The organism is Mycobacteroides sp. LB1, assembly GCF_013449725.1.
GTDB lineage: Bacteria > Actinomycetota > Actinomycetes > Mycobacteriales > Mycobacteriaceae > Mycobacterium.
Map to the genome: position 1 here is coordinate 94,163 of NZ_JACCFF010000002.1, position 24,675 is coordinate 118,837.

Consider the following 24,675-nt stretch of genomic DNA (forward strand, 5'->3'; position numbering starts at 1 on the left):
ATCGGGATCTACCGCGGGGGTGGTCCGCATCGCCCGTCGGTGGCGGGACCCAAATCGATCTTGGTGGCCTGAAGCACCCCGTTGGCGTCCTTCGTGCCGCGCGCGTCCGCGCATTTGCCGGTGATGATTGCGGTGGCCTCGGTGGGTTGCCGTTTGTCGTAGGCGGTGTCAGTAGTCACCGTGACATTGGTCTGGATCTCCGATGTCCCACTGGGATCGGTATTGGCGACCACGATGGTGCTGCCGTTGACTGAGGCGACCGCACCCTGGACGCTCGGGCCGCCGAATGGCGGTGGCCCCTCGGGACCACCGGGCGGCGGCCCCTGGGGTATGCCGGGAGGTGGTGCGCTCCCGGGCGGTGTGTCCACGGCACATTTGTCGTCCTCGGCCGCACTGATCAGCACCCGCTGCGCGGTGGCCTGGTCCGAAGCATCTGCGCCGGTCGTCGCCAGCATGCTGACGCAGCTGCCGACGACCACATCCGAAAGTTCCGCGGGTTGGATCTCGGTGAGCTTTGTCATGGTGTTGAAGTCGATATCGGCGCTGCCGACGGGGTTGGTCACCTGGACGGTGTGACCCGACACCGAGGAGATCAGTCCGCCGGCTCTGTCTTGTCCACCCGCGTGCCGCGTGACGGTGGTCGAGGCGGGGCCCGGCGACGACTCGGTGGGCTTGTCCCCGGACCCGCCGCATGCCGTGCCGGCCAACACGACGGCTCCGGCGATCACTAGCAACGTGGGCCGTGGCCAGAGATTTGGTGACATGGTTGACCACGTTATCCGGAATGGATACGGCTACGGCGTAGTTTGACATCTCGTGACCGACGCGAGCTTGGACGTATCGCCCCTCTTTGAACCATTCACCGTCAAATCGCTGACCGCCCCCAACCGGTTCGCGATGGCGCCGATGACGCGGTCGGCGTCGCCGGGTGGTGTGCCCGGCGACAATGTGGCCGCGTACTACCGGCGCCGAGCCGCCGGTGGCGTGGGGTTGATCATCACCGAGGGCGTCTTCATTCCGGATGATGCGGCGGGCGGTCAGTCCAGTGTTCCGCGGCTGATCGGCTCTGACTCGCTCGCCGGATGGTCTGCCGTCACCGATGCCGTGCACGACGAGGGATCGGTGATAGCCGCCCAGCTGTGGCACCAGGGCGTCGAGCGCGGTGTCGACCCCGAATTCAATCCTCAGGTCGAGTCGGTGAGTCCGTCCGGTCTGGCCGGGGACGCTTCTCCGACGGGCCGCGCGCTGCAGACCGGTGAGCTTGCCCCGCTTGCGGAGCGGTACGCGACGGCCGCCCGGAACGCCAAGGCCGCAGGATTCGACGCTGTCGAGTTGCATGGCGCCCACGGTTATCTGCTCGACCAGTTCCTGTGGGAACGCACCAACGTGCGGGCCGACGGGTATGGCGGGTCGGCGGCCGACCGGCTGCGGTTCCCGGTCGAGGTGGTACGGGCGGTACGCGCCGCCGTCGGCACGGATTTCCCTATCCTGTACCGGTTTTCGCAATGGAAGCAGGCTGATTACACGGCCACGCTGGCGGACAGTCCGGCCGAACTGGAGCGTCTGCTCGCACCGCTGGTTGAGGCGGGCGTGGACGTCTTCCACCCGTCCACGCGTCGGCACTACGTGCCCGCGTTCCCTGACGTGGCCGGTGCCGATGGCGAGCTGAGTCTGGCGGGCTGGACTAAGCGTGTCACGGGGCTTCCGGCCATCGCCGTTGGCTCGGTGGGGTTGCAGACCGAGTTCAAGCCCACCGAGATCCGGGATATCGAGCCTGCGACCGTCGAAGCCGTGCTGCGGCAATTCGCCAACAAGGAGTTCGACGTCATCGCGGTCGGCCGTGCCCTGCTGTCGGATCCCGAGTGGGTGAACAAGCTGCGGACCGGACGACATACCGAGTTCGTAGGATTCAATATCGGCAAGGCCCTGGCCTCGCTGTACTGAGAACCGACGGAACATCACGCATCCCGGCAACGTTGAGGACAGCATGGCAATACGTGACATCACCGCTGACGCATTCAATGACCTAATCCACGACAACGACATCGTGCTGGTCGACTTCTGGGCGTCGTGGTGTGGCCCGTGCCGCCAGTTCGGTCCCGTCTTCGAGGCCTCATCGGAGGAGAACCCCGATGTCGTCTACGCCAAGGTGGACACCGAGGCCGAGCAGGCATTGGCCTCAGCCGCCAATATCCGCTCGATTCCTACGCTGATGGCGTTCAAGAAGGGCGAGCTGGTGTTCAACCAGGCCGGCGCACTGCCCCCCGCGTCGTTGGCTGACCTGGTGCAGAAGGTCCGCGATCTCGACGTGGAGGTGGCACTGCGCGAGCAGGAGGCGTAGCTCCGTCCCTGTCCGGCCGCGACGGCATTGTCAAACGATTTGGTGCAGCTCGGCGGTGTCGGTTATATGGACGTATGAGTTTCGTCCTGGTGGATCGTCCGCGTCCGGGTATTGCCCTGATCACCTTGAACCGGCCCGAGCGGATGAACGCCATGGCATTCGACGTGATGCTGCCGTTCAAGCAGATGCTGGTGGATATCAGCCACGACAACGATGTGCGTGCCGTCGTCATCACCGGGGCCGGTAACGGATTTTGCTCGGGTGCCGACCAAAAATCCGCCGGACCCATCCCACATATCGCGGGGCTCACCCAGCCTACGGTCGCGCTGCGATCGATGGAGCTGCTTGACGAGGTCATCCTCACCGTGCGTCGCATGCATCAGCCGGTCATCGCGGCGGTGAACGGTGCGGCCATCGGCGGTGGGCTGTGCCTGGCGTTGGTCTGCGACATCCGGGTGGCATCCGAGTCCGCCTACTTCCGGGCCGCCGGTATCAACAATGGACTGACCGCCAGCGAGCTGGGACTGAGCTATCTGCTGCCCCGTGCCATCGGTACGTCCCGGGCCGCGGACATCATGCTGACCGGCCGTGATGTAGGCGCCGAGGAGGCCGAAAGGATCGGCTTGGTATCCCGGGCGGTAGCGGACGATAAGCTGTTAGATGAGTGCTACGCGATCGGGGAACGCATTGCCGGGTTCTCCCGCCCAGGGATCGAGTTAACCAAGCGCACCATCTGGAGCGGAATGGACGCGGCTAGCCTGGAAAGCCATATGCATCAGGAAGGCTTGGGTCAGCTGTACGTCAGGCTGCTCACCGATAACTTCGAAGAAGCAACCGCCGCCCGGAAAGAAAAACGGCCGGCGGAGTTCCGCGATAAGCGCTAGGCGCAAAGGGAGAACGTAGTGATTACCGCGACGGACCTTGAGGTCCGCGCCGGCGCCCGCACGCTCGTGTATGCGCCAGGCCCCGCCTTGCGCATCCAGCCCGGCGACCGCATAGGACTGGTCGGCCGCAATGGTGCCGGCAAGACAACCTCGATGCGGATTCTGGCCGGCGAGGGTGAACCGTATGCCGGCTCGGTCGCCCGCATTGGTGAAATCGGTTACCTGCCACAGGATCCCAAAGAGGGCAACCTGGAGATGCTGGCACGAGATCGAGTGCTGTCGGCGCGTGGCCTGGACACCATCGTCAGCGACATGGAAAAGCAGCAGACGCTGATGGCCGAGCTCGCGGACGAGGATCAGCGCGATAAGGCGATACGCAAGTACGGCCAGCTGGAGGAGCGGTTCTCGTCTCTGGGCGGTTATGTCGCCGAAAGCGAAGCCGCGCGTATCTGTTCGAGCCTTGGTCTGCCCGAACGGGTGCTGACGCAGCAGCTGGAGACGCTCTCGGGCGGCCAGCGCCGCCGTGTTGAGCTGGCCCGGATTCTCTTCGGTGCGTCCGAGGGCGGTACTGGGTCGTCGAATATGACGCTGTTGCTCGACGAACCGACCAACCACCTCGACGCGGACTCGATCGGCTGGCTGCGGGGGTTCTTGCAAGGACACGACGGTGGTCTCGTGGTGATCAGCCACAACGTCGAGCTGTTGGCCGATGTGGTCAACAAGGTGTGGTTCCTCGATGCCGTGCGCGGCGAGGTCGACGTCTACAACATGGGCTGGCAGAAGTACGTGGATGCGCGGTCGCTGGACGAACAGCGCCGCCGCCGCGAGCGGGCCAACGCGGAGAAGAAGGCCTCGGCCCTGCGTACCCAGGCCGCCAAGATGGGTGCCAAGGCGACCAAAGCCGTTGCGGCGCAGAACATGTTACGTCGCGCCGACAGGATGCTGTCCGGACTCGCCGAGGAACGCGTCGCAGACAAGGTGGCGCGTATCAAGTTCCCGACCCCTGCGGCGTGCGGTCGGGTTCCCCTGGTGGCCAAGGGGTTGACCAAGAACTATGGGTCTCTGGAGATATTCACCGGAGTCGACCTGGCCATCGACAGGGGTTCGCGGGTCGTAGTGCTGGGGCTCAACGGCGCGGGGAAGACGACGCTACTGCGGCTGCTGGCGGGTGCGGAGACGGCAGACGCCGGCGTGCTGGAACCTGGTCACGGCCTCAAGCTCGGGTACTTCGCGCAGGAGCACGACACTCTCGACGATCACGCGACGGTATGGGAAAACATCCGCCACGCCGCTCCAGACACGGGGGAGCAGGAGCTACGCGGCATCCTGGGCGCGTTCATGTTCACCGGCCCGCAGCTCGATCAGCCGGCGGGGACGCTCTCCGGTGGCGAGAAGACCCGTCTGGCCCTCGCGGGATTGGTGGCCTCGACGGCGAATGTGTTGCTTCTCGATGAACCGACCAACAACCTGGACCCCGCCTCGCGCGAACAGGTTTTGGACGCGTTGCGCAGTTATCTAGGGGCTGTCGTGCTCGTCACACACGACCCGGGGGCCGCTGAAGCACTCGATCCGCAGCGCGTCGTGTTGTTGCCCGATGGCACCGAAGACTACTGGTCCCAGGAGTATCGGGACCTTATCGAGCTGGCCTGACCTTTTTCTCGCCCTGCTTCTGTCTCGCGCATCTGCGTGATCACATTTGCGCTATGGTGCAAACGGGTCGAGCCGCCCCATCGGGGCTGCGGTATGGAGTCGGGAGAGAGATCGCGATGGCTAAAACACGCGACGAAGAGCGTGCCGAATTGAAGACGGCATACGAGAAAGGCGCGAGCATCCGTGCGCTCGCTGCGGAGACCAGCCGATCGTATGGCTACGTCCATCGCGCTCTCGTGGAATCGGGCGCCACCCTGCGCGGGCGCGGCGGTCCGAATAGGCGGGGACGCAAGGCCTAGGTAGTCCTCCGACACGCAGTGTGCCCGTTGAGCTTTCGGGCCACGAATATTGCTACCGTGATGCGATGCAAGGACAACACGGTATCCGGCGCATCGGAGTGGTGACGATGGCGGTAGCGACGATTTCCGGCTGTGCTGGTCCGATGCACCTCAACGGCGATTCGGTATCGCCGGTGGCCACCACGACGGAGTTGCCACAGACCTCGACTCCCGCCCCCGAGACTTTCCGTGTGAAGGCATGCGAGACGGTGAGCGGCGGCGGAGGCAAGAATGTGGCCACGCTATTGCGCGACGTGCGCGTTGGTAAGCAGGACGACTACGACAGGGTGACCTTCGAGTTCGGGCCGGACGCGAAGACGAAGGTGCCGCTGGATCAGTTAGTGGTGCCCAAGTACTCGGTGGACAGCCCGGCGAGCGTCTCCGCGGGTCCGAAGGGGGATAACGTCATCGTCTCCGGGACCGCATTGCTCGGGGTGCTTTTCGACGGTGCCTCCGCACACGAGGTCGACAAGCCCACCCGGTCATATCCGGGCCCTAGTGAAATCAAACCGAAGGATTTTGCGATTCTGGCCGAGGCCGAGCAGGGAGAGGATTTCGAGGGACACGTGCGGTGGGCCCTCGGGTTGAACAAGCAACGCTGCCCCGAGGTGAGCACGCTGACCAATCCACCGCGACTTGTGGTGGATCTGCCGCACTAATTCGTTTGTGACTGCGCACCACAGGCCGGTGCGTTGTTATGCGCTGGGAACAATCCCTCTCCGAATGCCAGCGGAGCGGCCTCCCGCGCCGTACATTCGCTAACCATGACTCGATACCTGGTACCGGTTGTACTAGTAGTCGGCTCGCTCGTGGGCGCACCATATGCGACGGCCGCCCCGGCATGCCCGACGGTGACCGACGGCGGCGCCGAGAACTACGCCAATATCCTGCACGATGTGCGCATCGAAACCCTCGATGACCTCGACAGAGTGACGTTCAGCTTCGGAGCGGACAGGCTGGCGCCGCCGGTGGGGCCGGTGACTTATTGGCAGGCTCCGCCATTCTCGGTCACACCGGTCGACGGGGGATATGCGGTGGCATTCCGCGGCGCGGCGGCGCACGACACCATCATGGGGACCGTCGACCGTCCCGAGAACCGGCAGGTGAAGTCATTTCCGGAGCCCAATGACCTCGGAGCCCCTCCCGGCTCTCCGGTGGTCCGATCGGCTCGTCTCATTCAGGACGCGGACATCTTCAAAAACAAGAACGGTGTGATGGCGTGGAAGGTCGCGGCACAGGCGTCCAAATGCCCGGTGGTGTACATCGCTGACACGCCCGCACGGGCCGTCATCGACTTCCCGCACTAATCCGCCGGCAGGCGGGATACATCGTGTAGGTGATGTACGGGATCGTGCATGAAGTAGAGGCCCAATGTCTCGACGGTGAATACCGAACCGTTGCTTCGCCGTCCGTGCCGCGATAGCGAGCTCTGAGGAACCTTGGCGAAGGCGGCCGCGATGGCCTCACCCGCGGCGGCGAGCTCGGCGGCGACTGTCGCGGGATTCTGGTCGGAGTAACGATCCTCAATGGCCGTCCGGTCCTGATCCCAGTTCTCGAACAGTGGATTGTCCTCATCCAGCATCAGCTGCAGACGCGTCAGGAAGATCCGAAACACGTCCCGCACGTGCGCCCCGTACTCCAGTGGCGACCACGTCCGCTCATCTGGGCGCTGTCGTACCTGCGGTCGGGCCAGCACGGGCTGCCATGCTGCGAGGTTTTCGCGCACCATCTCCGCTATCCGGGCGAATGGTGTTGTGGCGGAATCAAATCCGCAGTCTGCACATGGGGTTTCCAGAACCCAGGTCCAGTCCTTGGTGTCAGGCGTGATCGGCACGGCGCACCGAATCCTCGACGAGATCCAGCACACGGCTGAGGCTTTCAGTGGATTCGCCGGAAGCGAGGCGGGCCACCAGACCATCGAGCACCAAATCCAGATAGCCGAGGATCACCTCGCTCGGCACATCCTCGCGCAACCGGCCTGCCTTCTTCTGGCGTTGTAACCGTGCCAGGGTGGCGGTATTGAGTTCTTCGGAGCGTTGGTTCCATCCCCGCCGGAACTCGGGATCGTTGCGTAGCTTGCGGGCAATCTCTAAACGGGTTGCCAGCCAATCGAATTGATCCGGGTCGGCCAGCATGTCGCGCATCACCTGTACCAGGCCCTCGCGGCTGGCGACGTTCGCCATCCGCTCGGCGTCCTCACGGGCCAGCGCGAAGAACAAGGTGTCCTTATCGCGGAAATGGTGGAAGATCGCACCCCGCGACATGCCGATGGTGTGCTCCAGGCGGCGCACGGTCGCGCCGTCGTACCCGTACTCGGCAAAACAGCGCCGCGCGCCATCGAGGATCTGGCGGCGACGAGCCGCGAGGTGATCCTCGCTAACGCGCGGCACTGTCTGGCTCTCCTAGGTCCGGCTCTTACTGGCTCAGCATGTTCCGCAGCACGTACTGCAGGATGCCACCGTTGCGGAAGTAGTCGGCCTCACCGGGGGTGTCGATCCGGACCACGGCGTCGAACTGAACCGTCTCGCCGTTCTCACGGGTCGCCGTCACATGCACAGTCTTCGGCGTCGAGCCCTCGTTCAGCTTCTCGATACCGCTGATGTCGTAGGTCTCGGTGCCATCGAGCTTGAGCGAGGCCGCCGACTCTCTGACCGGGAACTGCAGCGGAATAACGCCCATACCAATGAGATTCGACCGGTGAATACGCTCGAACGACTCGGTGATCACGGCCTTGACGCCCAGCAGGCGGGTGCCCTTGGCGGCCCAGTCACGCGAGGATCCGGAGCCGTACTCCTTGCCGCCCAGCACGACCAGCGGAATACCGGCCTTCTGGTAGTTCACCGAGGCGTCATAGATGAACGCCTGCGGGCCACCGGGCTGGGTGAAGTCGCGGGTGTAACCGCCCGAGACATCTTCCAAGAGCTGGTTACGCAGGCGGATGTTCGCGAAGGTGCCGCGCACCATCACCTCGTGGTTACCGCGGCGCGAGCCCAGCGAGTTGTAGTCCTTGCGGTCCACGCCGTGCTCGTCGAGATACTGCGCGGCCGGCGTGCCCGACTTGATGGCACCGGCCGGTGAGATGTGGTCGGTGGTCACCGAGTCACCGAGCAGCGCGAGCACACGGGCACCCGCGATATCGGTGACCGGTGTCGGCTCCAGCGGCATGCCGTCGAAGTACGGCGCCTTGCGCACATAGGTCGACGTGTCGACCCAGTCGAAGGTGTTGCCCTCCGGGGTGGGCAGGCTACGCCAGCGCTCGTCGCCCTTGAACACATCTGCGTAGGAGTCGGTGAACATCTCGCGGTTGATCGATGACGCGATGGTCTCTTCGATCTCGGAGGCGGTGGGCCAGATGTCCTTGAGGAAGACGTCGTTTCCGTCGTGGTCCTGCCCCAGCGGGTCGGTCTCGAAGTCGAAGTCCATGGTGCCCGCGATGCCGTAGGCGATGACCAGCGGCGGTGAGGCCAGGTAGTTCATCTTGACGTCGGGGGAGATGCGGCCCTCGAAGTTACGGTTACCCGACAGCACCGCGGTCACCGACAGGTCGTTGTCGTTGATGGCCTTAGAGATCTCGTCGGGCAGCGGGCCGGTGTTGCCGATACACGTGGTGCAGCCGTAGCCGCCCAGGTAGTAGCCCAGCTTCTCCAGATATGGCCACACGTTGGCCTTGTTGTAGTAATCGGTGACGACCTGCGACCCGGGGGCCATGTTCGTCTTGACCCACGGCTTGGTGGTGAGGCCCTTTTCGACGGCCTTCTTGGCCAGCAGGGCGGCACCCAGCATCACCGACGGGTTGGAGGTGTTGGTGCACGAGGTGATGCCCGCGACCACGACCGCGCCGTGGTCGAGAACGAAGTTGCCGCGCTCGGCGGATGTCACCTTGACCGGCTTGGACGGTCGGCCCTCGCCGCCGTTGGCTGCCGACGGGATGACGGCGTCATCTTCGGCGAACGACAGCACCGCCACATCGGAGGCGGGGAAGGATTCTTCGATCGCTTCGTCGAGTTGGGTGTGCGGCGTGGCAGCGGCCGGGCCGCTCTCGGCATCGTTGGTGTAGTTGTGGATGTCCTTGCGGAACGCGTTCTTGGCATCGGTCAACTCGATGCGGTCCTGCGGGCGCTTGGGTCCGGCGATGGAGGGCACGACGGTGGAGAGGTCGAGTTCCAGGTACTCCGAGAAGGCGGGCTCGTGGTCGGCGTCGTGCCACATGCCCTGTTCCTTGGCGTACGCCTCGACCAGCGCCAGCTGCTGATCGTCGCGGCCGGTCAGGCGCAGGTACTTGATGGTCTCGTCGTCGATCGGGAAAATCGCTGCGGTAGAACCGAATTCGGGGCTCATGTTACCCAGCGTGGCGCGGTTGGCCAGTGGCACCTCGGCCACGCCCTTGCCGTAGAACTCGACGAACTTGCCGACTACGCCGTGCTTGCGCAGCATATCGGTGACGGTCAGCACGACGTCGGTGGCGGTCACGCCCGGCTGGATCTCACCGGTGAGCTTGAAGCCGACGACGCGCGGGATCAGCATTGACACGGGCTGGCCCAACATCGCGGCCTCTGCCTCGATGCCGCCGACACCCCAGCCGAGGACGCCGAGGCCGTTGACCATCGTGGTGTGCGAGTCGGTGCCCACACAGGTGTCGGGGTACGCCTGCCCGTTTCTCGTGAAGATGGTGCGTGCCAGGTACTCGATGTTCACCTGGTGCACAATGCCGGTGCCCGGCGGGACGACCTTGAAATCGTCGAAAGCGCCTTGGCCCCAACGCAAGAACTGGTAACGCTCGGCATTTCTTTCGTATTCCAGCGCTACGTTGCGCTCGAAGGCGTCGGCCCGGCCGAAGACGTCGAGGATGACCGAGTGGTCGATGACCATTTCGGCGGGGGAGAGCGGGTTCACCTTGTCGGGGTCGCCACCGAGGGCCGAGACGGCCTCACGCATGGTGGCCAGGTCGACAACACAGGGCACACCGGTGAAGTCCTGCATGATCACCCGGGCCGGGGTGAACTGGATTTCCACGCTCGGCTCTGCCGAGGGATCCCAGTTGGCCAGCGCCAGGACATGGTCCTTGGTGATGTTCGCGCCGTCCTCGGTGCGTAATAGGTTCTCCGCCAACACCTTCAGGCTGTAGGGCAGTTTCTCGGTACCGGGCACGGCATTCAGGCGGAAGATCTCATACGACTCGTCGCCTACCTGCAGCGTGCCGCGGGCGCCGAAGGAATTCACCGATTCATTGCTAGTCACATCAGCTCCAAAGCTCGAAAGGCCACCCGCCGGCGGGCTGTGCCAGGCGGGGTTCCGGGAGGATGTGCCGCGGGCGGGCCGCGGCAGTTCCAAGCCCATCGCTACTCTAACAGTACGCTTGTCCTGTGAGTGCGCGGATCCTCGAATTTCACTTTGAGTTTCCTTGCGCGAAGTTACTGATGCAGACGAAACGCGAGAAGCGTCCTGCATAAGTACCTTTTCGGCAGGTTAGATTGATCGCGTGACGCCGCAGCACCTGCCGACCTTCATCCCCGCCGAGCTGTGCCAGACGGTGGGGGTGTCAGTCCAGACCGCGGGGACGGACCCGCTGGGCTGGTCGGCCAAGTGCCTGGAGATGACGCGTGCGGATGTCAACGAGGATGGGGTCGCCGCCCCGTCGGCGGATGTCCCGGGATTGAAAGATGTCGTCGCGAAGGCGCACGCCAAGAACATCGACCTGAAGGTCATCGCGCTTCCGAACAACCCGGGTATCGACACCCCGCTGCGCGATATCGCCACCGAGATCGGCAAGGACCATCCCGACGCGACGATCCTCGTCATCAGTCCGTCTTTCGCGGGCACCTACAGCGCCACGTTCGACCGGGTGACGCTGGAAGCGGGGCAGGACGTCGCCAAGACCGGCAACCCCGTGCTGTCGGCCAACAACTTCGTGGACGAGGTCGGGCGCGACCACTTCTCGTGGACGGCGCTGACCATTGTGCTCGTTCTGCTTGTCGCAGCGGCCTGTGCCGGAATTACGTTCGTTCGCGGCCGGTTCGCGAATGACTCGGTTAAGTAACGATTTGCATACCATTCGCGCAGTCTGTTCCGTCGCGAAATAGCCGCGCGCACTATGGAACCCGGATGAACTGCCGGTTTTCAATTCACATCAATTAACCGTCAGAAGACGTCTCATCAATTGCCCGTCAGTGGCCAATTAATTACACATCTGTAATTTGTGACTAAAGTTTCATTAGGGGCAAAAGTGACGTACGGTGCAAGAGGCGCCAATGTTGTTAGTGCGTCTTATGTGACAACTGGGAGCGCGTCGGGGAAGGGCCGCTATGACCAAGAAGGCTCGTCGAGCGCCTAGGACCGAGGAGGCGGCAGACCGAATGAAGCGGACAGTCAATGGCCGTTTCGCGGCGCGTGGCAAACGATCCGTGGCGGTCGCTCTGGTGGTGCCCCCACTCGTCGCCGCCAGTCTGATGTTTGCATCCCCGACCATTGCCGTCACCTCGGCAGAACCCAACGACCTGGCCTCGCTGATAAGCGGTTTGGCCGACACCAATCAGCAGATCGAACAGCTCACCGCCGACGTGCAGACCCAGCAGGAGTCCATTAACAAGGGATTGGTCGACCTGCAGACCGCACGCGACAATGCGGCAGGTGCCGCCCAGGCGGTCGACGAGGGGCAACGCTCAGTCGACGTGGCCAACGGTGCGATCACCGAAGCGCAGGGCAAATTCGACCGGATGGCCGCGGCCACCTACATGGCAGGCCCGTCGGGTTCATATCTGACCGCGACCAACCCCGACGACGTGGTGCGTCTGGCCTCGGTGACCAAGAGTGTGGAGACAAGCTCGCAGATCGTCATGGACAACCTGCGCCGCGCCCGCACCGAACAGGTCAACAAGCAGTCGCAGGCGCGGGCCATCCAGGAAAAGGCCGATCAGGCCTCCGCGGACGCACAGCAACAGCAGGACGACCTGGTGTCCGCGATGAAGGATGTGCAGAAGAAGCTGGAAGCACAGCGCGGAGCCGCGTCGGAGCTCGCCTCCAAGAAGAAGAGTGCGGAGGCACAGCTCGCCGCCGCGCGTGGCCCGGCCTATGCGGCAACAACCGCGACCGCGCGGGTGATCAACCCCGATGCCGCCATCGCCGGTAACGGCAACGAGTGGACGTCAGCCCCGGCGGCTGTGGCCTCGGATGGGTCGGGTGGTCAGTGGGATACGACGCTTCCGATGATCGCGAGCGCCAACATGCCTACCGATCCGACGCAGACCATCAACATGGTGTTGGGCATCGGCAACACCGCGGCCAATGTCGGTCAGTCCGCCGTATGCGGTGTCATCGGCATGTTCTGCCCCAAGCCCGCGCCGGCGGCGTCTTCTACCTCGGGTGGCGAATACATTCCCAAGGTCTACGGCCGGGAGAATGTGGAGCGGGTGATTGCCCGCGCCGGTAGCGCGATGGGCACGCCGTACTCGTGGGGCGGTGGCTCCTACAACGGGCCGACTCGCGGAATCGACTCCGGCGCAGGAACCGTCGGATACGACTGCTCCGGGCTGATGATGTACGGCTTTGCCGCGGTTGGCATCAGACTCAGGCACTACACCGGGTACCAGTACACCTCCGGGCGTCAGGTACCCAGTGCTCAAATGAAGCGCGGCGACATGATCTTCTACGGCCCCAACGCAAGTCAGCACGTTGCGCTGTACCTCGGCAATGGTCAGATGCTCGAAGCGCCGAACACCGGCGATGTGGTCAAGGTGTCGCCGGTGCGGACCAGCGGCATGACGCCTTTCGTAACCCGATTGATTGAGTGGTAGAACCTGTGAACACAGCGAAAACGACGAAATTGCTCAAAGTTCAGGGCCTCTTCGTATTACGTGCGGCCCTTGCAGTGGGAATCGCTGTCGCGCTGGTGCTGTTCATGGGTGTGCCGCGAGCCACTGCCGACGACAACCCGATCAGCCCGAATGTTGGTACGGCGTTCCTCAACGCCCTCGGACTGAACCCGTCGGGCGGCGACTGGGACAACACCCTGCCCTTCGCGGGGCCGAGTCAGGGTGCCGACCCCACGAAGATCATGAACGGGGTCATGGGGGTCGGCCAGACCGCATTGGGTGCATTGGGCATCGGCGGGAATCGCGCGTCGGCGGGGGCCGGCCGTCCACTCGTGTACGGCCGTCAGGCGGTGGAAGCCGCCATCCAGCGGGGCGGTACCCAGCTCGGGGTTCCGTACTCGTGGGGTGGAGGAACTGTGCGTGGTCCCAGCGGCGGCGTGGACTACGACGCGGGGAAGGTCGGGTACGACTGCTCCGGTTTCACCATGTTTTCCTATGCGGCCGCGGGCGTGAAACTGCCCAAGTACTCGGGTGACCAGTACAACGCGGGTATGAAGGTTCCGGTTTCCCAGGCAAAACGTGGTGACCTCCTGTTTTACGGGCCGGGTGGTTCGCAACACGTGGTCATTTATCTAGGCAACGGCCAGATGCTGGAAGCCAGCGGCAGCGCGGAGAAGGTGACCGTGTCCCCGGTGCGTACCGGTGGTATGACTCCTTACGCGGTCCGTATCGTCGCCTGGTAACCGATCTGGTGTTTCCAGCGGCCTAAAAGGGCGCGCCAGCGAACGGGTACGTGGACCAAATCCAGGGATGCTGGAATAGTGGACCGGAGGCGCCGCCCAGGGTTGGGTGCCGCTCGTATGGATCGCGCCACCAACAAGGCATGAAATCGTCAGGCAGAGCCGGAGGGAAGTTGATGTCATCACCAGGGTCACCAGGGGGAGGTGCCGGGTACCCCGGCGGAAGTGTCGGCCCCGCGCCGCACGCGCCGCAGAGTGCGACATCACCGGCTCTGGCGGCCGATGTGCAGAACCTCGAGCGCGCCATCTTCGAGGTCAAGCGCATCATCGTGGGCCAGGATCGGCTCGTTGAGCGAATTCTGGTCGGCCTGCTGGCCAAGGGGCATGTGCTGCTCGAGGGCGTGCCCGGTGTCGCCAAGACGCTGGCAGTGGAGACGTTCGCCAAGGTCGTGGGCGGTACGTTCTCGCGCATCCAGTTCACCCCCGACCTGGTGCCCACCGACATCATCGGTACCCGCATCTACCGGCAGGGCAAGGAGGAGTTCGACACCGAACTCGGTCCCGTGGTCGCCAACTTCCTGCTGGCGGACGAGATCAACCGCGCTCCCGCGAAGGTGCAGTCCGCGCTACTTGAAGTCATGGCGGAACGACACGTCTCGATCGGCGGCAAGACCTATCCGATGCCCAAGCCGTTCCTGGTGATGGCGACGCAGAACCCGATCGAGAACGAGGGTGTGTACCCGCTACCGGAGGCGCAGCGCGACCGTTTCCTGTTCAAGATCAACGTCGATTACCCGACCGTCGAAGAAGAGCGGGAGATCATCTACCGGATGGGCGTCACGCCGCCCGAGCCCAAGCAGATCCTGTCGGCGGAGACGCTGCTGGGCCTGCAGGAGCTGGCGGCCAGGAACTTCGTGCACCACGCCCTCGTCGACTATGTGGTCCGGGTGATCTCCGCCACCCGTAACCCGGCGCAGTTCGGTCTCGGCGACGTCGCCAACTGGATTTCCTATGGTGCCAGCCCCCGTGCCTCGCTGGGCATTATCGCGGCGTCCCGTGCGCTGGCTCTGGTGCGCGGGCGTGACTATGTGATCCCGCAGGACGTCATCGAGGTCATCCCGGATGTGCTCCGCCACCGCCTGGTGATGAGTTACGACGCTCTCGCCGATGACGTCTCCGCCGACACCGCGATCAACCGCATTCTGCAAACGGTGGGCCTGCCGCAGGTGAATGCAGTGCAGCAGCAAGGACATTCGGTGCCGCCGGCGATGGTCGGGAGCAGCAGCCCGGTCCCGGCCACCCATAACGCCGCGCCCAGGTGAGCACTCCCAGTCCTGGCTCTGCCCGGCCGGTAGACATCCCGTCGCTGCGCCGTGGCGAGATCCGTGACCCGCAGCTGTCGGCGGCACTGCGGACATTGGAGTTGAAAGTACGACGCAAGCTGGACGGGGTGCTGCACGGCAATCACCTTGGTCTGATTCCCGGCCCGGGATCGGAACCAGGGGAATCCACGCTTTATCAGCCCGGTGATGACGTGCGCCGGATGGACTGGTCGGTGACCGCCCGGACCACCAGCCCGCACGTGCGCCAGATGATTGCCGATCGCGAACTGGAGACCTGGTTGGTGGTCGATATGTCCGCGAGCCTGGACTTCGGCACCACCAACTGCGAGAAACGCGATCTCGCGGTGGCCGCCGCCGCAGCCGTCATCTTCTTGAACAGCGGCGGCGGGAACCGGCTCGGCGCGATAATTGCCAACGGGGACAAGATTGTTCGCTTGCCTGCGCGATCGGGCCGGGCCCACGAGCAGGACATTCTGCGCAGCATCGCCACCATGCCCAAGGCGCCGCAAGGGGTGCGCGGGGACCTGTCGGTGGCCATCGACGCTCTCCGCAGGCCGGAGCGCCGCCGCGGAATGGCCGTCGTCATCAGTGACTTTCTCGGTCCCATCAACTGGATGCGGCCGTTGCGCGCCATCGGTGCCCGGCACGAGGTGCTCGGGATCGAGGTGCTCGATCCGCGCGACGTGGAACTGCCCGATGTCGGCGAGGTGCTGTTGCAGGACGCCGAGACCGGGGTCACCAAGGAGTACCGGATCGATGAGAACCTGCGGCGCGACTTCGAGCAGGCGGCGGCCCAGCATCATGACGAGGTGGCACGCACATTGCGACGTTGTGGCGCTCCGATTTTGAGCCTGCGGACGGACCGTGACTGGATTGATGACATCGTGAGATTCGTCTCCAAGCAGCGCCGCGGTGCGGTGGCGGTGGCTCGATGAGTGATCTGCCGTTCTTCGGGCCGATGACTCTCACGGGATTCACCCACCCGTGGTTCTTCCTGGTGCTGCTGCTGGTGGCCGGGTTGGTCGGGCTATATGTGTTTGCGCAGTATCTGCGGGAGAAGCGGGTACTGCGATTCGCGAACACCGAGCTACTGGACTCGGTTGCCCCCAAACGACCGCGTACCTGGCGCCATGCGGCGACGGCGCTGCTGGTGGTGGGCCTTGTGGTGTTGAGCATCGCGTTGGCCGGCCCCAGCCATGACGTGCGGATTCCCCGTAACCGGGCCGTGGTGATGCTTGTCATCGACGTTTCCCGGTCCATGGAATCCACCGACGTCGCCCCGAACCGGATCGGCGCAGCCAAGGACGCCGGCAAGGAGTTTGCGCGGAACCTCACCCCGGGCATCAACCTAGGTCTCATCGCGTTCGCGGGTACCGCGACGGTGTTGGTGTCGCCGACCACCAACCGCGATGCCACCATCAGTGCCATTGACAGACTGCAGCTGGCCGATCGCACGGCCACCGGTGAGGGCATCTTCACCGCGCTGCAGGCCATCGCCACGGTGGGCGCGGTCATCGGTGGCGGCGACAAGGCGCCGCCGGCGCGCATCGTGCTGATGTCGGACGGTAAGGAGACGGTGCCGTCGAACCCGGACAACCCCAAGGGCGCCTACACCGCGGCCAGGACCGCCAAGGACCAGGGCGTACCGATCTCGACCATCGCCTTTGGGACCAAGGATGGGTACGTCGAGATCAACGGGCAGCGTCAGGCCGTTCCGTATGCGCCCGATATGACGGAGAAGATAGCCAAGCTTTCCGGCGGCGAGGCGTATACCGCGTCGAGTCTGGACCAGCTCAAACAGGTGTACGGCAATCTGCAGCAGCAGATCGGCTACGAGACGATCAGGGGCGACGCCAGCGTCGGCTGGCTGCGACTGGGGGCTCTGCTCGTGCTGGCGGCTTCCTTCGTGGGGCTGCTGGTCAACAGGCGACTGCCCAACTGAGTTGTTGTCCGCTTGACGGGTTTCCTTGGGCCAGTCGTTTTGGGCAGAAGTCTAAGGAGACGATAAGTTGGCTCCCATGTCTGATGCTTCTGGCGCCCGTCCCGACTTCGTCCCTCGCTCTGTTCTCGTGACCGGTGGTAACCGGGGCATCGGCTTGGCCATCGCGCAACGTCTTGCCGCCGACGGACACAAGGTGGCGGTGACTCACCGCGGATCCGGGTCGCCTGACGGGTTGTTCGGAGTGCAGTGCGACGTCACCGACAGTGACGCCGTCGATCGCGCCTTCACGGAGGTCGAGGAGCACCAGGGCCCCGTCGAGGTGCTGGTGTCCAATGCCGGTGTCGCCGCGGATGCGTTCCTCATGCGGATGACTGAGGAGAAATTCGAAACAGTCATCGACGCCAACCTGACCGGAGCATTCCGGGTGGCCCAGCGGGCAGCGCGCAGCATGCAGCGCAAGCGATTCGGCCGGATGATTTTCATCGGTTCGGTCTCCGGTACCTGGGGAATCGGCAACCAGGCCAATTACGCGGCCTCCAAGGCCGGTGTGATCGGTATGGCCCGCTCGATCGCTCGGGAGCTGTCAAAGGCCGGAGTCACCGCCAATGTGGTGGCCCCGGGCTACATCGACACCGATATGACTCGCGCGCTCGACGAGCGGATCCAGGAGGGCGCCTTGGAATTCATCCCGGCGAAGCGGGTCGGTACCGCCGCCGAGGTCGCCGGGGTGGTCAGCTTTCTGGCGTCCGAGGATGCCAGCTATATCTCCGGCGCAGTGATCCCGGTTGACGGCGGCATGGGTATGGGTCACTGATGAGCCGCTTGCGCGAAGAAGCAACGGGTCACTGACTCTGCCCACCAGGAAAGTCCACGCGGAAACGTTCACGCGGAACGTCCAACGAAGAATTAGGAATAGACATGACAGGTTTACTCGAAGGCAAGCGGATCCTGGTGACGGGCATCATCACCGATTCCTCGATCGCATTCCACATCGCAAAGGTCGCGCAGGAACAGGGTGCGCAGCTGGTGCTCACCGGCTTCGACCGGTTGCGCCTCATTGAGCGCATCACCCAGCGCCTGCCACAGCCGGCACCGCTGCTGGAGCTCAATGTGCAGGACGAGAAGCACCTGGACAGCCTCGCCGACCGTGTCACCGAGGTGATCGGGGAGGGCAACAAGCTGGACGGCGTCGTTCACTCGATCGGTTTCATGCCGCAGACCGGTATGGGGTTGAATCCGTTTTTCGAGGCGCCGTTCGAGGACGTGTCCAAGGGCTTCCACATCTCGGCGTTCTCCTACGCATCGCTGGCCAAGGCAGTGCTGCCGATCATGAACCGCGGCGGCAGCATCGTGGGTATGGACTTCGACCCGACCCGCGCGATGCCGTTCTACAACTGGATGACCGTGGCCAAGAGCGCACTGGAATCGGTCAACCGGTTCGTCGCGCGCGAGGCGGGTGCGGCCGGTATTCGTTCGAATCTTGTTGCGGCCGGTCCGGTCCGAACCTTGGCCATGAGTGCCATCGTCGGTGGTGCGCTGGGCGATGAGGCCGGCAAGCAGATGAGCGTGCTCGAGGATGGCTGGGACCAGCGTGCCCCGATCGGCTGGGATATGAAGGACCCGACACCGGTCGCCAAGACGGTGTGCGCCCTGCTGTCCGATTGGCTGCCCGCCACCACCGGCGACATCATCTTCGCCGACGGCGGCGCCCACACCCAGCTGCTCTAACGGCAGGAACTCGGCTGTGTTGTTCGATGCTGTCCTGCTGCTGTCCTTCGGGGGTCCCGAGGGGCCGCAGGAGGTCCGGCCGTTTCTTGAGAATGTGACGCGCGGGCGCGGGGTCCCGCCTGAGCGTCTCGACGAGGTCGCCGAGCACTACTTCCATTTCGGCGGCGTCTCACCCATCAACGGCATCAACCGTGCGCTCATCACTCAGATTGAACAGCAGCTAGAACTCGCCGGGCGCCCGCTGCCGGTTTTCTTCGGCAACCGCAACTGGTACCCCATGGTGGAAGACACCGTCGCCGATATGCGGGATAAGGGGATCCGGCGTGCCGCCGTGTTCACTACCTCTGCCTGGGGCGGATACTCGGGATGCACGCAGTACGTGGAGGACATCGCCCGTGCGCGTGCCGCGGTGGGGGACGGGGCACCGGAGTTGGTGAAGCTCCGTCAGTACTTCGACCACCCGGCATTGGTGCGGCTGTACGCCGACGCCGTCGTCCAGGCGGTTTCGGGTCTGCGGGGTGCACCACGGCTGGTGTTCACCGCGCACTCCATCCCCGTCGCAGCCGACCGACGGCACGGCCCGGAGCTGTACAGCCGCCAGGTGCGCTATCTCGCGCAGTTGGTGGCCGCCGCGGCGGGACACCAGGACTACGACGTGGTGTGGCAGTCCCGCTCGGGTCCGCCCCAGGTGCCGTGGCTCGAACCGGATATTGTCGATCATCTTGCGGCACTGAAAGATCGGGGAGTGCGATCAGTGGTGGTGGCGCCGATCGGTTTCGTGTCGGACCACCTGGAGGTGGTGTGGGACCTGGACAACGAGGCGTCCGTCTACGCGGCCGAACATGACATCGAGTTCGCGCGAGCGGCGACGCCCGGTGCTGACGCGGCATTCGCGGGGCTTGCGGTCGACCTGATCGACGAGCTTGTGGACGGGAGGCCGCCGCTGCGTGCCGAAGAGGGAAGCCCCGTCCCCGGATACGGATTCAGCGTGAACGGCGCCGCATGCTCACCACTGTGTTGTGGCCGACTGGACGCTTAGCGCGCGGACTCGATGATGGCGGCCGCCGCAGCCATCCGCGCCTCGCGCACCAGAATGACGAGGGGGCGCAGCACCTCGGCGACCGCGCCGTCGTCGAGCGCCCCGGGTGACTCCATGATCTCGGCCGCCGCTGTGGCGATGGCCTCGACCTGATTGGCCGAATCGAGCACCCTAACTGCACGGGGCGGCGCGTGGTCAGGCAGACGGTGCCCGCGTAGCGTGGACAGCACCTCCTCGACCAGGGAGCGGGGGTCGGCATCTGGGGCGCCCACAGCTCGGTCCAGGCGATTGAGTGTCGCGGTGGCGGTCCGGACCGCCTGGCGTAGTTGATATTCGGCTTCCCCGAGGTCCGGTCCCGCTTGTGGTGGGATCCGGCCGGGTAGCGAGTACACGGTCCAGGACAGGCCGATGGTCTCCCCGCTGTCCTCGTCGTACTCTACGGCGGGAACCAATCCTATTGCGGTGGAATCATTTTGGCGATCGCTGAGTACGATCGCCTCGCTGGCCTCTATCGCATCGCGCTGGAACTGGGTGCCGGCGGGCAGGCCTCGGGGGTCGCCCGGAGCGGGCAGGATCACGTGGATATCGGGTGAGCCGTGTGGCTGGCCGGTGCCGGTACGGATCGTCTGAAGCAGGCCGATGGGGCCGTTATCGTCCATATCCGGCCACGAGAGTCCCGTGTGACCGGCCGCTACGGCGTCGTAGGCCGTCACTAAATGCCGTGGGGCCCAGGCGATAAGGGCATCGATGACGTCGTCGGGCGCCGCGCGGCCTGCCAGCCACGCGCTTGCCCACACCGCCAGGGACACACTCGGATTCGCCATGATGTTGGCAGTGTAAGGCGCCGCATCCGCCCCCACCAGTTGCCCACGCGGGCTAATGTGGACACATGCCGATTGTGTGGCTCGTCGCGGGCATCTTGCTCGCGGCCGCCGAGCTGATGACAGGTGACATGTTCCTGTTGATGCTGGGCGGTTCGGCCCTGGTCACGGCCGGTGCCGGGTGGGTATTCGACATGCCGCTGTGGGCGGAGGGGCTGGTCTTCGTCATCAGTGCGTTGGTGCTGCTGGTCGGTGTGCGGCCTGCTTTGCGCAAGCGGCTCACCGCCGGCCCCATCCTGCATACCAACGCCAGGGCGTTGGAGGGCAAGAGCGCCATTGTGATTGAACCCGTCGACGATGTCCATGGGCTGGTTCGACTGGGTGGTGAGGTGTGGTCTGCTCGTAGCCTGGAGAAATCAGGTCGATTCGATCAGGGAGAGACGGTGACGGTCGTTCAGATCGACGGTGCCACCGCGGTTGTCGAGAAGATCTAGCGCAAGAATCTCAGTGAGGAGAGAACGGGTATGGGAGTAGCTGCCGGAGCCTTTGTGCTGATCGTCTTGATCATCCTGGGCGTCACCATCGTGCTGAAGTCCGTGGCACTCGTCCCGCAGGCCGAGGCCGCGGTTGTCGAGCGTCTAGGGCGGTATTCGAAGACCGTGAGCGGGCAGTTGACCATCTTGGTGCCGTTCGTCGACCGCATCCGGGCGAAGGTTGATCTGCGCGAACGGGTGGTGTCCTTCCCGCCGCAACCGGTGATTACCGAGGACAACCTGACGGTGAATATTGACACTGTGGTCTATTTCCAGGTCACCAACCCGCAGGCCGCGGTGTACGAGATCAGTAACTACATCGTCGGCGTCGAGCAGCTCACCACTACCACCCTGCGCAACGTGGTCGGTGGTATGACCCTGGAGCAGACGCTGACCTCACGCGATCAGATCAACGGTCAGCTGCGTGGTGTGCTCGACGAAGCCACCGGCCGCTGGGGCCTGCGGGTGGCGCGGGTCGAGCTGCGATCCATCGATCCGCCGCCGTCGGTGCAGGAATCGATGGAAAAGCAGATGAAGGCCGACCGTGAGAAGCGGGCGATGATTCTCTCTGCCGAAGGTGCCCGACAAGCGGCGATCCTGTCGGCTGAGGGGCAGAAGCAGTCACAGATCCTCGCCGCTGAAGGTGCCCGACAATCCGTGATCCTGGCCGCCGAAGGTGAACGCCAGTCCCGCATTCTGCGTGCCGAAGGTGAGCGTGCCGCCCAGTATCTGCAGGCGCAGGGTCAGGCCAAGGCCATCGAAAAGGTCTTTGCCGCAGTAAAATCTGGTAAGCCCACGCCAGAGTTGTTGGCGTACCAGTACATACAGACACTGCCGAAGATGGCCCAGGGTGAAGCCAACAAGGTATGGCTTATCCCCAGCGACTTCGGTTCCGCGCTACAGGGATTCACCAAGCTGTTGGGTGCGCCGGGGGAGGACGGCGTATTCCGCTATCAGCCGTCCCCGGCTGACGCCGAACCAAACGAGCGCCCCGAGGATGACTCCGACGAGGTCGCCGGGTGGTTCGATTCCAGGACTACCCCCGAAGTCGCTGCAGCAGTTGCCGCGGCGCAATCCGCGGCCAAGGAAATCGCGGCGGTGGATCCAGTGATCGACCCCGCAAGCCGCCATGGGCTTCCCGGGGTATGATGGCAGTCGGTTCAGCACCTTGCTAGGTGAGGCTCCTGCGCGAACACAGGCCACTGATCTGACGACGTCGAGAGACGCCCAAGGTTAGGACAGGTCTTCCCGGACTAAGGGATGACCCAAAGTGGCTTCCGGATACGGACACGTCGCGCAGTGCCGAAGCCCTGTCGAGAGAGGTGCGCGCCCAACGGATATCACCGTTCGGGCAGTCTCTCTCACATATGGTCGTTGCGCCGATTGATGACGCCCGCGTGCGTCCTGGAGGCAAGGAGGTGAGGCACGAAGTGAAACCTGGCGATAGTCCGGCTAGACAATCGATGCCGCCCACCCTGCCATCCCTTATCGGTGAATTCTTCACGTAACCAATTCATTTGGCGTGTGCCGGGTCGGCGGCTCCCACGAAAAGGAGTCCGATCATGAGCTTGACCATTGGAGCAGTACGTCGTTTTTGGGGCCGGCGTCGGCTGACCCCGCAGGAGCGGGCCAACATGCAACTGACCTACTCGCCGTTGGCTGTGGTCTCGGCTTCTCTCGGCGCGCATCCGCCGCGTTAAGGCAGGCCTCGATCTCGTAATGAAAGTGTCTAGAAGACGCGGTCGCGCTGGATTCCGTCGGCGCGACCGCGTCTCATGGATACATGAGTATTCGCGCGTTACGTCGCTTCTGGGAACGGCGTCAATTGACTCCGCAGGAGCGTGCCAACATGCAGCTGGCCCTGTCACCATTGGCCGTCATCTCCGCGTCCCTCGGCGCCCACGCGCCTCGCTAGCGAGAATCGGTCAACCCATCGACTACGTGGTGTAGTAGTGGTTCACTGGAGTGATGAGCAATGACGCTTTTGCATCTCCCCGGGTCTTAGCGCTGCTGGCCGCATTTCAGGCTGTCGATGCCGCCATATGTGTTCAGCCGGTTCCCTATGTGGCCAAATGCCTCGATGACGTGCGTTACCCACAGCGGAACCGCTGGATCTTCGCGCCGATCAAGGCCGCATCCGCGGTCGGGCTGCTGGGTGGTATCCGGGTCCCATGGCTGGCCAAGCTGACACTGGTCATGCTCACCATCTATTTCAGCCTGGCCGTCGGTGCGCACCTGCGGGTGCGCGATATCGGCTTAAACGCGGTGTCGGCGTCGACGCTGCTCGCCACCTACGGCGTGTTGGCGGCCAAGGGGTTGGCGGCGAAATCATCATGACGGAGCGGCTTTTGGCGAATCCCAAGGTACTGGCCGCGCTGGCGGCCATCCAAGCCGCGGATGCTGCGGTGTGCGTCCGCCCGAGCGGGCCCATCAAACAATCCTTGGAGAAAGTGGGTCTGCCACAACGGATCTGGTGGGTCCTGCCGGTCGTTAAGTCGGCCTCGGCGGTGGGGCTCGTCGGCGGCATCCGGTGGCCTGCGTTGGGCCGACTGACGGCGTTCATGCTGGCCGTGTATTTCACGCTGGCGGTCGGCGCACATATCCGTGTCCGCGACAAGGTGCTCAACGCCCTTCCAGCGGCGGGACTACTGATGTGGTTCGCGGTCCTTGCCGGCAAGGGATTTAAGGAGCGGGACTCGACGCGGGCCTAGCCGCCGACCCGTTCTGGTTCGTCGGAGGTTTCGGCACCGGGGATCTCGATATGAGTGCGCTTGTACCGACGGATCTCGTAGAGGATGCCCAGCACGCCGATCATGGAAGTGGCCAGCGAGACCGCGAAGAGCGTCGGACTGATGTGGCCGGTGAGCGCGTCGCCGAGTACGACGACTGCGAGAGTGCCCGGGAGCAGGCCGATGAAGCTGGCCAGCGTGTACGGCACCACCCGCACCGCGGAGGCGCCGGCCGCGTAATTGAGAACCGAGAACGGTACGGCCGGAATGAGCCGCATCGACATCACCGCGATCCATCCGCGGAGGCGCAATTGGTCGTCCACGTTCTTCACCGCCGGACGGTGATGCAGCGCGCTGAGCTTCCATCCCAGCGCCCGCACGCCCCACAGCGCCAGTACCGCGCTCGCGGTACTGGCGACGACGGCAAGCAAGACGCCGAGCTGCGTTCCGAACAGCAGTCCGGCGGCCAGGGTGAAGGCAGTGCGCGGGAATGGCAGCACCGTCACGATCGTGTGCGCTCCGAGGAAGGCGAGTGGGAACCACGGGCCCAGCTGGCGCGCCCAATCCCGCATCTGTAGGGCGGTGGGCAGCGGAAGGAACAGCAGGGTTGCGGCCACAATAAGAATGGCCACACCGGTCCAGAGCAACTGGCGTCGCGGGATCCGTCGCACCGCCGCGCCGCATGCGCGCAAGACCTGCCGGTATCCCATGATCATCAAGCCTACGGAGCCCCGATGAACGACGGGGGGTAGGACACGGGGGCTGCGGTGCCCACGCCC

Annotated in this window: 28 protein-coding genes and 1 riboswitch; of the genes, 22 read left to right on the plus strand and 6 right to left on the minus strand. The window is 64.4% G+C overall.

Annotated elements, in window-relative coordinates:
• Window positions 1–8: 8 nt before the first annotated feature.
• On the minus strand, window positions 9–710 hold the full coding sequence (locus MLB1_RS11210; RefSeq protein WP_371750607.1) for a hypothetical protein: 702 nt from the start codon (window positions 708–710) through the stop codon (window positions 9–11).
• A gap of 106 nt (window positions 711–816) precedes the next feature.
• Between MLB1_RS11210 and MLB1_RS11215 the strand changes: the two genes are divergently transcribed.
• The 7 genes from MLB1_RS11215 (at window position 817) to MLB1_RS11245 (ending at window position 6,520) form a co-directional block, all read left to right on the plus strand.
• Window positions 817–1,944 (plus strand): NADH:flavin oxidoreductase, encoded by a 1,128-nt coding sequence (locus MLB1_RS11215; protein ID WP_180749905.1) that lies wholly within the window; start codon window positions 817–819, stop codon window positions 1,942–1,944.
• 43 nt (window positions 1,945–1,987) lie between these two features.
• A complete protein-coding gene (gene trxA / locus MLB1_RS11220; protein WP_180749906.1) occupies window positions 1,988–2,341 on the plus strand; it encodes a thioredoxin in 354 nt (117 codons plus the stop codon).
• A gap of 74 nt (window positions 2,342–2,415) precedes the next feature.
• Entirely contained in the window at window positions 2,416–3,225 is an 810-nt protein-coding gene (locus MLB1_RS11225; protein WP_180749907.1) for an enoyl-CoA hydratase, read from the plus strand.
• 18 nt (window positions 3,226–3,243) lie between these two features.
• Entirely contained in the window at window positions 3,244–4,875 is a 1,632-nt protein-coding gene (locus MLB1_RS11230) for an ABC-F family ATP-binding cassette domain-containing protein (RefSeq protein WP_180749908.1), read from the plus strand.
• 116 nt (window positions 4,876–4,991) lie between these two features.
• Complete coding sequence (locus tag MLB1_RS11235) at window positions 4,992–5,174, plus strand: helix-turn-helix domain-containing protein (RefSeq protein WP_180749909.1); 183 nt, start codon at window positions 4,992–4,994, stop codon at window positions 5,172–5,174.
• A gap of 65 nt (window positions 5,175–5,239) precedes the next feature.
• Entirely contained in the window at window positions 5,240–5,872 is a 633-nt protein-coding gene (locus MLB1_RS11240; RefSeq protein WP_180749910.1) for a hypothetical protein, read from the plus strand.
• Window positions 5,873–5,905: 33 nt separating this feature from the next.
• Window positions 5,906–6,520, plus strand: a complete 615-nt coding sequence (locus MLB1_RS11245; protein ID WP_180749911.1) for a hypothetical protein — start codon at window positions 5,906–5,908, stop codon at window positions 6,518–6,520.
• Here MLB1_RS11245 and MLB1_RS11250 read toward each other — a convergent pair.
• Genes MLB1_RS11250 through MLB1_RS11260 form a run of 3 tightly spaced genes read right to left on the minus strand, consistent with a single transcriptional unit; the run spans window position 6,517 to window position 10,433 of the window.
• Window positions 6,517–7,047, minus strand: a complete 531-nt coding sequence (locus tag MLB1_RS11250; RefSeq protein ID WP_180749912.1) for a DinB family protein — start codon at window positions 7,045–7,047, stop codon at window positions 6,517–6,519. The two genes, MLB1_RS11245 and MLB1_RS11250, sit on opposite strands and share 4 nt — an antisense overlap.
• Window positions 7,031–7,603, minus strand: a complete 573-nt coding sequence (locus MLB1_RS11255) for a TetR/AcrR family transcriptional regulator (protein ID WP_180749913.1) — start codon at window positions 7,601–7,603, stop codon at window positions 7,031–7,033. The genes MLB1_RS11250 and MLB1_RS11255 overlap by 17 nt, the downstream gene beginning before the upstream one ends.
• A 25-nt stretch (window positions 7,604–7,628) precedes the next feature.
• Window positions 7,629–10,433 carry an aconitate hydratase gene (locus tag MLB1_RS11260; RefSeq protein ID WP_180750340.1) on the minus strand — a complete coding sequence of 935 codons (2,805 nt, stop codon included), beginning with the start codon at window positions 10,431–10,433 and terminating at the stop codon, window positions 7,629–7,631.
• Window positions 10,434–10,692: 259 nt separating this feature from the next.
• Between MLB1_RS11260 and MLB1_RS11265 the strand changes: the two genes are divergently transcribed.
• The 9 genes from MLB1_RS11265 to MLB1_RS11305 all read left to right on the plus strand — a co-directional run bounded on the left by MLB1_RS11265 (window position 10,693) and on the right by MLB1_RS11305 (window position 19,813).
• Complete coding sequence (locus tag MLB1_RS11265) at window positions 10,693–11,250, plus strand: DUF6676 family protein (protein WP_180749914.1); 558 nt, start codon at window positions 10,693–10,695, stop codon at window positions 11,248–11,250.
• A gap of 316 nt (window positions 11,251–11,566) precedes the next feature.
• Entirely contained in the window at window positions 11,567–13,003 is a 1,437-nt protein-coding gene (locus tag MLB1_RS11270; protein WP_180749915.1) for an NlpC/P60 family protein, read from the plus strand.
• A gap of 74 nt (window positions 13,004–13,077) precedes the next feature.
• Window positions 13,078–13,764 (plus strand): NlpC/P60 family protein, encoded by a 687-nt coding sequence (locus MLB1_RS11275; protein ID WP_358148784.1) that lies wholly within the window; start codon window positions 13,078–13,080, stop codon window positions 13,762–13,764.
• Between the two features lie 173 nt (window positions 13,765–13,937).
• Window positions 13,938–15,083, plus strand: coding sequence for an AAA family ATPase (locus tag MLB1_RS11280; protein ID WP_371750608.1), 1,146 nt, complete (start codon window positions 13,938–13,940; stop codon window positions 15,081–15,083).
• On the plus strand, window positions 15,080–16,039 hold the full coding sequence (locus MLB1_RS11285; RefSeq protein WP_180749917.1) for a DUF58 domain-containing protein: 960 nt from the start codon (window positions 15,080–15,082) through the stop codon (window positions 16,037–16,039). The genes MLB1_RS11280 and MLB1_RS11285 overlap by 4 nt, the downstream gene beginning before the upstream one ends.
• On the plus strand, window positions 16,036–17,046 hold the full coding sequence (locus MLB1_RS11290; protein WP_180749918.1) for a VWA domain-containing protein: 1,011 nt from the start codon (window positions 16,036–16,038) through the stop codon (window positions 17,044–17,046). The genes MLB1_RS11285 and MLB1_RS11290 overlap by 4 nt, the downstream gene beginning before the upstream one ends.
• Before the next feature lie 76 nt (window positions 17,047–17,122).
• The gene (gene fabG1, locus MLB1_RS11295; protein WP_180749919.1) at window positions 17,123–17,860 is read left to right on the plus strand and encodes a 3-oxoacyl-ACP reductase FabG1; all 738 of its coding nucleotides are present in this window, start codon (window positions 17,123–17,125) and stop codon (window positions 17,858–17,860) included.
• Between the two features lie 104 nt (window positions 17,861–17,964).
• Window positions 17,965–18,774 (plus strand): NADH-dependent enoyl-ACP reductase InhA, encoded by an 810-nt coding sequence (inhA, locus tag MLB1_RS11300; protein WP_180749920.1) that lies wholly within the window; start codon window positions 17,965–17,967, stop codon window positions 18,772–18,774.
• A 16-nt stretch (window positions 18,775–18,790) separates the two neighbouring features.
• Entirely contained in the window at window positions 18,791–19,813 is a 1,023-nt protein-coding gene (locus MLB1_RS11305; RefSeq protein ID WP_180749921.1) for a ferrochelatase, read from the plus strand.
• Here the strand turns inward: MLB1_RS11305 and MLB1_RS11310 are convergent.
• Entirely contained in the window at window positions 19,810–20,637 is an 828-nt protein-coding gene (locus tag MLB1_RS11310) for a hypothetical protein (RefSeq protein WP_180749922.1), read from the minus strand. The two genes, MLB1_RS11305 and MLB1_RS11310, sit on opposite strands and share 4 nt — an antisense overlap.
• Window positions 20,638–20,702: 65 nt before the next feature.
• On the opposite strand from MLB1_RS11310, the gene MLB1_RS11315 reads away from it, so the two are divergent.
• From MLB1_RS11315 to MLB1_RS11335, 6 genes are all read left to right on the plus strand, one after another.
• Window positions 20,703–21,128 carry an NfeD family protein gene (locus tag MLB1_RS11315; RefSeq protein WP_180749923.1) on the plus strand — a complete coding sequence of 142 codons (426 nt, stop codon included), beginning with the start codon at window positions 20,703–20,705 and terminating at the stop codon, window positions 21,126–21,128.
• A gap of 30 nt (window positions 21,129–21,158) precedes the next feature.
• Window positions 21,159–22,316: an SPFH domain-containing protein gene (locus tag MLB1_RS11320; protein ID WP_180749924.1), complete on the plus strand. Its 1,158-nt coding sequence runs from the start codon at window positions 21,159–21,161 to the stop codon at window positions 22,314–22,316.
• A gap of 11 nt (window positions 22,317–22,327) precedes the next feature.
• Window positions 22,328–22,496, plus strand: a riboswitch (M-box (ykoK) riboswitch).
• A gap of 233 nt (window positions 22,497–22,729) precedes the next feature.
• Complete coding sequence (locus MLB1_RS11325) at window positions 22,730–22,867, plus strand: hypothetical protein (protein ID WP_180749925.1); 138 nt, start codon at window positions 22,730–22,732, stop codon at window positions 22,865–22,867.
• 83 nt (window positions 22,868–22,950) lie between these two features.
• A complete protein-coding gene (locus MLB1_RS24070; RefSeq protein WP_255485825.1) occupies window positions 22,951–23,082 on the plus strand; it encodes a hypothetical protein in 132 nt (43 codons plus the stop codon).
• 53 nt (window positions 23,083–23,135) lie between these two features.
• Complete coding sequence (locus MLB1_RS11330) at window positions 23,136–23,504, plus strand: DoxX family protein (RefSeq protein ID WP_180749926.1); 369 nt, start codon at window positions 23,136–23,138, stop codon at window positions 23,502–23,504.
• Complete coding sequence (locus MLB1_RS11335) at window positions 23,501–23,878, plus strand: DoxX family protein (RefSeq protein WP_180749927.1); 378 nt, start codon at window positions 23,501–23,503, stop codon at window positions 23,876–23,878. The genes MLB1_RS11330 and MLB1_RS11335 overlap by 4 nt, the downstream gene beginning before the upstream one ends.
• Here MLB1_RS11335 and MLB1_RS11340 read toward each other — a convergent pair.
• The gene (locus MLB1_RS11340) at window positions 23,875–24,606 is read right to left on the minus strand and encodes a TVP38/TMEM64 family protein (protein ID WP_180749928.1); all 732 of its coding nucleotides are present in this window, start codon (window positions 24,604–24,606) and stop codon (window positions 23,875–23,877) included. The two genes, MLB1_RS11335 and MLB1_RS11340, sit on opposite strands and share 4 nt — an antisense overlap.
• Between the last annotated feature and the right edge of the window lie 69 nt (window positions 24,607–24,675).

Coding starts and splice junctions, on each gene's coding strand:
- trxA (WP_180749906.1), top strand. CDS start 1,988: ATGGCAATACGTGACATCACCGCTGACGCATTCAATGACCTAATCCAC.
- MLB1_RS11225 (WP_180749907.1), top strand. CDS start 2,416: ATGAGTTTCGTCCTGGTGGATCGTCCGCGTCCGGGTATTGCCCTGATC.
- MLB1_RS11235 (WP_180749909.1), top strand. CDS start 4,992: ATGGCTAAAACACGCGACGAAGAGCGTGCCGAATTGAAGACGGCATAC.
- MLB1_RS11240 (WP_180749910.1), top strand. CDS start 5,240: ATGCAAGGACAACACGGTATCCGGCGCATCGGAGTGGTGACGATGGCG.
- MLB1_RS11270 (WP_180749915.1), top strand. CDS start 11,567: ATGAAGCGGACAGTCAATGGCCGTTTCGCGGCGCGTGGCAAACGATCC.
- MLB1_RS11280 (WP_371750608.1), top strand. CDS start 13,938: ATGTCATCACCAGGGTCACCAGGGGGAGGTGCCGGGTACCCCGGCGGA.
- MLB1_RS11290 (WP_180749918.1), top strand. CDS start 16,036: ATGAGTGATCTGCCGTTCTTCGGGCCGATGACTCTCACGGGATTCACC.
- fabG1 (WP_180749919.1), top strand. CDS start 17,123: ATGTCTGATGCTTCTGGCGCCCGTCCCGACTTCGTCCCTCGCTCTGTT.
- inhA (WP_180749920.1), top strand. CDS start 17,965: ATGACAGGTTTACTCGAAGGCAAGCGGATCCTGGTGACGGGCATCATC.
- MLB1_RS11310 (WP_180749922.1), bottom strand. CDS start 20,637: ATGGCGAATCCGAGTGTGTCCCTGGCGGTGTGGGCAAGCGCGTGGCTG.
- MLB1_RS11315 (WP_180749923.1), top strand. CDS start 20,703: ATGCCGATTGTGTGGCTCGTCGCGGGCATCTTGCTCGCGGCCGCCGAG.
- MLB1_RS11320 (WP_180749924.1), top strand. CDS start 21,159: ATGGGAGTAGCTGCCGGAGCCTTTGTGCTGATCGTCTTGATCATCCTG.
- MLB1_RS11325 (WP_180749925.1), top strand. CDS start 22,730: ATGAGCTTGACCATTGGAGCAGTACGTCGTTTTTGGGGCCGGCGTCGG.
- MLB1_RS24070 (WP_255485825.1), top strand. CDS start 22,951: ATGAGTATTCGCGCGTTACGTCGCTTCTGGGAACGGCGTCAATTGACT.
- MLB1_RS11330 (WP_180749926.1), top strand. CDS start 23,136: ATGAGCAATGACGCTTTTGCATCTCCCCGGGTCTTAGCGCTGCTGGCC.
- MLB1_RS11335 (WP_180749927.1), top strand. CDS start 23,501: ATGACGGAGCGGCTTTTGGCGAATCCCAAGGTACTGGCCGCGCTGGCG.
- MLB1_RS11340 (WP_180749928.1), bottom strand. CDS start 24,606: ATGGGATACCGGCAGGTCTTGCGCGCATGCGGCGCGGCGGTGCGACGG.